The sequence below is a fragment of the Rhodopila sp. genome, assembly GCF_035548235.1.
Lineage (GTDB): Bacteria > Pseudomonadota > Alphaproteobacteria > Acetobacterales > Acetobacteraceae > Rhodopila.
The window spans coordinates 23,344-30,564 of the sequence record NZ_DASZTJ010000097.1; the positions used below are offsets into that span (position 1 = coordinate 23,344).

General features: G+C 65.7%; 8 protein-coding genes. 1 reads left to right on the forward strand and 7 read right to left on the reverse strand.

Features of this window, described 5'->3' with window-relative positions; genetic code table 11:
• The 7 genes from VHB27_RS07905 to VHB27_RS07935 are packed head-to-tail and all read right to left on the reverse strand — an operon-like array spanning nucleotide 1 to nucleotide 5,779.
• Nucleotides 1-393, reverse strand: coding sequence for a response regulator (locus VHB27_RS07905; protein WP_325598979.1), 393 nt, complete (start codon nucleotides 391-393; stop codon nucleotides 1-3).
• Nucleotides 390-902: a hydrogenase maturation protease gene (locus VHB27_RS07910; protein WP_325598981.1), complete on the reverse strand. Its 513-nt coding sequence runs from the start codon at nucleotides 900-902 to the stop codon at nucleotides 390-392. Before VHB27_RS07910 ends, VHB27_RS07905 begins: the two co-directional genes overlap by 4 nt.
• Nucleotides 899-2,350: a Ni/Fe hydrogenase subunit alpha gene (locus tag VHB27_RS07915; protein ID WP_325598983.1), complete on the reverse strand. Its 1,452-nt coding sequence runs from the start codon at nucleotides 2,348-2,350 to the stop codon at nucleotides 899-901. Before VHB27_RS07915 ends, VHB27_RS07910 begins: the two co-directional genes overlap by 4 nt.
• Before the next feature lie 26 nt (nucleotides 2,351-2,376).
• On the reverse strand, nucleotides 2,377-2,919 hold the full coding sequence (locus VHB27_RS07920) for an NADP oxidoreductase (RefSeq protein ID WP_325598985.1): 543 nt from the start codon (nucleotides 2,917-2,919) through the stop codon (nucleotides 2,377-2,379).
• A 22-nt stretch (nucleotides 2,920-2,941) separates the two neighbouring features.
• Entirely contained in the window at nucleotides 2,942-3,661 is a 720-nt protein-coding gene (locus VHB27_RS07925) for a 2Fe-2S iron-sulfur cluster-binding protein (RefSeq protein WP_325598986.1), read from the reverse strand.
• Nucleotides 3,658-5,517 carry an NADH-ubiquinone oxidoreductase-F iron-sulfur binding region domain-containing protein gene (locus VHB27_RS07930; protein WP_325598988.1) on the reverse strand — a complete coding sequence of 620 codons (1,860 nt, stop codon included), beginning with the start codon at nucleotides 5,515-5,517 and terminating at the stop codon, nucleotides 3,658-3,660. Before VHB27_RS07930 ends, VHB27_RS07925 begins: the two co-directional genes overlap by 4 nt.
• A 52-nt stretch (nucleotides 5,518-5,569) precedes the next feature.
• The gene (locus VHB27_RS07935) at nucleotides 5,570-5,779 is read right to left on the reverse strand and encodes a hypothetical protein (protein WP_325598990.1); all 210 of its coding nucleotides are present in this window, start codon (nucleotides 5,777-5,779) and stop codon (nucleotides 5,570-5,572) included.
• A 164-nt stretch (nucleotides 5,780-5,943) separates the two neighbouring features.
• Between VHB27_RS07935 and VHB27_RS07940 the strand changes: the two genes are divergently transcribed.
• Nucleotides 5,944-7,221, forward strand: a 1,278-nt coding sequence (locus VHB27_RS07940; RefSeq protein ID WP_325598992.1) for an aldehyde dehydrogenase family protein, incomplete at its 3' end; no start/stop codon positions are given.

A 7,221-nucleotide genomic window follows, 5' to 3' on the forward strand; every position in this document is an offset into this window, starting at 1 on the left:
TCAGTTCACGGCCAGGCGCGTCTTGAGCGTCTGGATCACGATCGCCGGATCGGCCGGCTTGAGGAACACCCCGGAGACACCGAGTTCGTCGAGGCCGACGGCGCCGACCAGGGCATCGGCGGCGCTGCTCACGATGTAGATGGGAATGCGGGCTCCGATCGCCTTCAGCTTCTCGGCGATCGTGCTGCCGGCATCGACCGTCTCGATCAACAGATCCGCCAGGATGGCGTCCGGCTGGATGCGTGTCACCGTCCGTTCCCCTTCGCGGCCGTTCGCGGCCTCCCCGACACTGAAGCCGGCCGCTTCCAGCGCGGTGCGCAAGGTTGCCCGTGCATGCGGGTCGGAATCGACCAGAAGCACCGTCTTCCGCCTGGCTCCCAAACCGATATTCATTGCGGATCTCCCGAGAGAAGGCCGATCCGTTGGCACAGCAGCGTCACGGCGACGCGGAGATTGTCGTTCGCTCGGTCCGACAGCCCTTCGCGGAAGTCGAACGCGTAACCGCGGATGCTGAGGAGATAGGCTTCCGGACGTGCCCCGAATTGCTGGTCGGCGATCGCCAGCAAGGCTTCGGGCTTGAGCAGGTGACTGGTGAACGGCATGTCGAACGCCGGGACCAGACGGCGGACCGCGCAGGCTTCGTCGCCGGATATCGCCGCATCGACGAACCAGACGACGTCATGGGCGGCGAGGTCGATCGCATCCTCGATGGTAAGCTGATAGTTGTCCGCCGCCGTCACGTTGGGCCAGCCGACCTTGCCGATCTCGGCCGCCGCCGCCGGGCCAAGCCCGTCGTCCTGGCGTCCGGGATTGCCGTAGCCGATGACCAGGATACGCCGGGCACGCAGGGCCGGCGGCAGGCCGGCAAGACCCTGGCTGTCGAAGCGGGCGAGATTGGTCATTGCCTGGTCCTCGTCGCGATGGGCGTGCCGTCGGCATCTTCCAGCGTCACGACGAGCGGCATCTGCCCCAGGGCATGCGTGGCGCAGGACAGGCACGGATCGAAGGCGCGGATGGCGACTTCGACATGGTTGAGGAGCCCTTCGGTGATTTCGTGTCCGGAAAGATCATTCATGGCCACCTCCTTCACCGCGCGGTTCATGGCCTCGTTGTTGTTGGTCGTCGAGACGATCAGGTTGGCGCTCGTCACCTGGTCGTTGTCGTCGACCGTATAATGATGGATCAGCGTGCCGCGCGGCGCCTCGATGCAGGCGATCCCTTCGCCGCGCCGCTCGCCCCGGACCATCAGGTCGGTTCCCTGCAGGTCGTCGTCGAACAGAAGCTGCTTGATCTTCTCGGCGCAGTGGATGAGGCAGATCAAGCGCGCCCAGTGGTAGGCGAGGGTGGCCTGGACCGGAGCACCGCCATTCTCGGCGATGAATTCCTGGCGCGCGGCCTCGGCGAGCGGCGTATCGATCGAAGCGCAGCAATTGACCTGGGCGAGGGGGCCGACCCGATACCAGCCCTCCTCCCGGCTGAGCGAGCGGATGTGCGGGAACTTGAGATAGCTCCAGGGGCGGACCTCTTCGATGAGGTGGGTGCGATAGTCTGCCGGGTCCACCTGGTCGAAGATGGACGCACCCTCGGCGTCGATCGCGCGCAGCCTTCCGTCGTAGAGGTCCATGCCGCCATCCGGGCCGACGAGGCTGACGAAATTGGACCGGTAGCTTGCGAAATCCCGATGGAGCGCTTGGTTCGCTGCCACGAAACCCTTGTGATGCTGAAGGGCCGCGCCGCACCAGGCGATGATCTGGTCGACCTGCTTGCGCAGCGCGTCGCGGTCTTCGACCGACAGGTTGTGATTGATGCCGCCCGGGATCGCGCTTGTCGGATGGATTTTCCGCCCGCCGGTGGCCTTGATGACCTCCTGTCCGAACTTGCGGATGAAGATCGCCCATTTGCCGATCTCGGGGTAGCGGTTGAGCACGGCGATGATGTTGCGTTGTTCGGGCGGCGCGTCGAAGCCGAACAGCAGGTCGGGCGACGCCAGGTGGAAGATGTGCAGCGCATTCGACTGCAGCACCTGGCCATAATGCATGAGGCGGCGCATCTTCTCCGCCGTCGGCGTCAGCTTGCCCACGCCGACCACCATGTCCATGGCTTTGGCGGCGGCAAGATGGTGGCTCACGGGGCAGATGCCGCAAAGCCGCTGGATGATGACGGGGACTTCCCAATACATCCGGCCGCGGATGAAGCGCTCGAAACCGCGAAACTCGACGATGTGGAAGCGCGCTTCCTCCACCTCGCCGGACTCGTTCAGCCGGATCGTCACCTTGCCGTGGCCTTCGACGCGCGTGACCGGATCGATCACGATCTTGCGGGGGCCTTGGCCTGCCTGCACGCTGCTCATGACATGTCTCCCGTGACGGCCGGTGGCTATTCGTATTTGAACAGCTTGTAAGGAAGCGCCGGCTGGTGGCCCGTGAGGAGTGCTCGCAGCCCGGCCCAGATCGTGTCGGCCGACGGTGGACAGCCCGGCAGGAAGTAGTCGATCTTGACGATCTCGTGCGCCGGATAGACCCGGTCGAGCAGGAGCGGCAGGTCCTCATCGTTCGGGATGAGCCCGCCGGCCTCGACGGTCGGCCCTTTGAGATACGCTTCCTCGAGACATTCGCGCAGGCCGACGAGGTTGCGCATGGCCGGAACCCCGCCGGTGATGGCACAGGCGCCGACCGCGACCAGGGTGCGGCAATGCGCGCGGAAGTCTCTCAGCACATGCACGTTGTGCTCGTTGGCGCAGCCGCCTTCGACGAGGCCAACATCCACCATGCCGTCGAACCGCTTCTTGTCGTCGAGCGGCGACCTGTCGAGGTCGACGAGATCGACGAGCTCGATGATCCGCTCGTCGATGTCGAGCAGCGACATGTGGCAACCGAAGCAGCCGGCGAGCGAGCAGGTCGCGAGTTTGGGTTTTGCCATGGTCAGCGCTTCTCCTGCCCGGTCATTTCTTGCGGCCTGCGCGCCTTGCCTCGATGTCGCTGCCGATCGGGGCGTCGTCATAGGTCCGGTGGCCATAAGGGGTCCGATAGCCTGTCCGCTTGATCACGATGCAGCCGACCGGGCAGACATGGACGGCCTTGTCGGCGGCGGCGATCGTCGTCTCGTCCAAGTGCGCGCCGTCGACGTTGAGGCGGACATGGATGCCGCGTCCCTCGAACCCGAAGACGGACTTGCCGTCGACCGTGCGGGACGCCCGGATGCAGCGCGAGCACAGGACGCACCGGTTGCGGTCGATGAAAATGTCGGGGTGCGTGGCGTCCAGCTCGCGCTGCGGCCAGAGATAGGGCAGGGTCGGGCCGGTCATGCCGAGCAGGTAGCCGAGCGCCTGCAGCTCGCAATTGCCGCTCTGCTCGCAGGTCGGGCAGAAATGATTGCCCTCGACGAACAGCATCTCGATCAGCGTCCGGCGATCCGCGTTCAGCTCGGGCGTGTCGCTTTCCACCACCATGCCCGCTGCCGCCGGCATGGTGCAGCTGCTGGCGGGCCGGCCGTTGATCTTGCAGGTGCAGACCCGGCAGTGCCCCGACGGCTCCAGGTCGGGATGGTGGCAGAGCCGGGGGATGTAGACGCCGGCGGCGTCGCAGGCCTGGATGATGGTCTGGCCTGGTGTGGCCGTGACCTCGATCCCGTCGACGGTGAATGTGAAGGTCTTGCCGCTCATGCCGTTTCTCCTTCCCCCACCGGCTCGCGTCCCTGGACCGCGACCGCCACCGCCAAGGCCTCTTGCAGCGTGACGGCCGGCAGGAAGGGCGCCGGCTGAAGCCGCGCTTCATAGGCGTCCGGGAAGTTGCGCATGGTGCTCAGGATCGGGTTCGGCGCTGACTGGCCGAGGCCGCAGCGGCTCGTGCGGGACACGGTGGTCGCGAGGGTTTCGAGCGCGGCGACATCTGCCAGCGTTGCCCGGTTGGCGAGGATTTTCTCCATGCCTTTCCTGAGCAGGGTAGTGCCGACCCGGCAGGGCGTACACCAGCCGCAGGATTCCTCGACGAAGAATTCGGCGAACTGCGCCGCGACGTCCAGAACGTCCCGTCCGGCGTTGAAGACCATGACGGAGCCACCGGTCGAAAGATCCTCATAGGCGATGCTTCGTCCGAAATCCTTCGGCGCGACGCATTGCCCGGACGGCCCGCCCATCTGCACGAAAGCGGCGTCCGGTGCGCCGACAAGGTCGAGCAGCGCATTGACGGTGATCCCGAACGCCACTTCGTAGACGCCCGGGCGCTCGCAGTCGCCTGAAACGCTCAGGAGCTTGGTCCCCGTGGACTCGCGCGTGCCGAAGCCCGCGAACCAATCCGGGCCCTTTTCCATGATCCGGGCAGCGCAGACGAAGGTTTCGACATTGTCGACCGCGGTCGGCTGCTGCAGATAGCCACGGTCGGTCGGGAATGGCGGTCGGTCGCGGGGCGCGCCACGCTTGCCTTCCAGCGAGTCGATGAGCGCCGACTCCTCGCCGCAGATATAGGCACCCGCGCCGAGCTGGATGCGGATATCGAAGGCGAAACCCTCGCGCCCGCCTGCCTTTTCGCCGAGCAGCCCACAGTGCCGGCGTTCGTCCAGCACGGCCTGGAGCCTGTCCCAAAGATAGGCGTATTCGCCCCGCAGATAGACGATCCCTTGCCGAGCCCCCAGCGCATAGCCGGCGATGGTCATGCCTTCGAAGACCGCGTCCGGGATTTCTGTCAGCAGGACACGATCCTTGAACGTGCCGGGCTCGCCTTCGTCCGCGTTGCAGACGACGCGGCGGGCCGTGGCCGCCGACTGCCGGCAAAGCTTCCATTTGAGACCTGTTGGAAAGCCCGCGCCGCCGCGGCCGCGGAGCTTCGATTGCGTCACCGCCCGGATGACGTCCTCGGGGGAAGCGGCAAGCGCCGCTGCGAGGCCGGCGGATGATCCGGCAGCCTGGCTGGGCTGGAACACCACCGGCCCCGATTTGACCAGGCCCGTGGCGACGCCGGCTTTGGGCAAGCCGGCATTCCGCACGTCCGGGCCGGAAAAGAGCGGCATGCTGCCGGTGCCGCGATGGCCACGCAACGCGGCCACGATGGGGACCGCGTCCTCCGGCGCCAGGGCAGTGAGCACGGCGCCGCCGACGAGGGCTGCCGGCTCCTGATCGGCCATCCCGATATCGTTGGTCCATTCAAGCGTGAACAGTCCGTCCGGCGAGGTGCCGCCGATCGGGGCCCCGGTGGCTTGCGAAAAGGCCTCGGCAACGGCAGCGGCCCCCTTCATCATCGACACGGGGGTCCTGGACAGGCGGAGATGGAAGCGGCCCTTGGGCTCCCGGTTCAAGAAGGTATAGAAAGAGACTGCATCTTCGACTTCGACCCCGTGAACGTCGAGGCGCGCGGCGATGGCGCGAACGGCTTCGTCGGACACGTATCCGAACCGGCGCTGCACCTCCTGAGCGACGTCCATCAAGCGGGTGCGGTCCCCCTGCACGGCATCAACGGCCGCGGCGACGATCGTCGCCAGGTCAGGGGCCGTCTCGCCTTCTTGCGACATTTCGGGCGCCGTCATCCTATCGCTCCTCAATTTCCGGCCAACCAGGGCGGGGCCCCATCCGATCCAGTCAGAAGGTCATGCCCATTCGTCCGTCGTCGCGTCCCTTGCTCGAAGTTCGTGCCGGCGTCTTCGAGTTTTGCCTTGCGAAGGTAGTCTTGACCGTGCCTTCCGTCGAGGGCTGCGCCGCCCCGGCGGTTCTATTGCCAATAGGGAACAAAAAACCGCCCGACCTGTGAGCGACCGCGGCTTTCATCGTTTGCGGCATGTCGGGGGTCATGGCCGGAATTTCCTCGCTGCATTCAACAGGCAGCAAGGTGGTGGTCCCGGCAAGGCGCGGCATTGATCGAGGTCAAGGCATCCTGCGTGCATCGGGGACAACCTCGGTTTCCATCGCGGCTGCTTGACCGAGGTTGAGCCGGCGACAAGGGAAGGAGTCTCAACATGCTGGATAAGCCGACCAAGTCCACGAGCGACGAATCGAAGCTGCGTACGCGCTACGACAATTTCATCGGCGGCAAGTGGTCCGCTCCGCGGAAGGGACGCTACTTCACCGACAAGAGCCCGATCGATGGCAGCACGTTGTGCGAGATCGCCCGTTCGGATGCCGATGACGTCGAGAAGGCGCTCGACGCCGCGCATGCCGCCTTGCCGGGCTGGGGGAAGACATCGCCCGCGGAACGCGCCCGCCTGCTCAACAAGATCGCCGATCGCATCGATGAGAACCTGGCGTTGCTGGCGACGGTCGAAACGCGCGACAACGGCAAGCCGATCCGCGAGACCATGAACGCCGACGTGCCGCTCGCCGCCGACCACTTCCGCTACTTCGCGGGCTGCATCCGGGCCGAGGAAGGCACCATCGGCGAGATCGACCACGACACGGTCGCCTATCACTTCCGCGAGCCGATGGGCGTGGTGGGCCAGATCATTCCGTGGAACTTCCCGCTCCTGATGGCCGCCTGGAAGCTGGCGCCGGCGCTGGTGTGCGGCAACTGCGTGGTCATGAAGCCTGCCTCCGACACGCCGATGAGCCTGGCGGTTCTCATGGACCTTATCGGCGACATCTTGCCGCCGGGCGTGCTGAACGTCGTCTTCGGCCATGGTTCGGAGGTCGGCACGCCGCTCGCCCGCAGCCCACGCATCGCCAAGATCGCCTTCACCGGCGAGACGACGACGGGTCGCCAGATCATGCAATACGCGGCCGAGACCATCATCCCGCAGACCATGGAGCTGGGCGGCAAGTCGCCGAACATCTTCTTCGACGACGTCATGGACGAGGACGACGCCTTCCTCGACAAGGCCCTCGAGGGCTTCGCGCTGTTCGCGTTCAACAAGGGCGAGGTCTGCACCTGCCCGTCCCGCGCGCTGGTGCATGAGAAGATCTTCGACAAGTTCGTCGAGAAGGCGGTTGCCCGCGTCGCCAGGATCAAGGTCGGCGATCCGCTCGATCCGGCGACCCAGATGGGTGCCCAATGCTCCAAGGGCCAGCTCGAGAAGATCCTGAGCTACATCGACGTCGGCAAACAGGAAGGCGCCAAGCTCATGACGGGCGGCGAGCGCGTCAATCTGGGCGGCCAGTTCAAGGACGGCTTCTTCCTCAAGCCGACCGTCTTTGTCGGCGACAACAAGATGCGCATCTTCCAGGAGGAGATCTTCGGTCCCGTGCTGTCGGTGACCAAGTTCAAGGACCTGGATGATGCGATCTCGATCGGCAACGACACG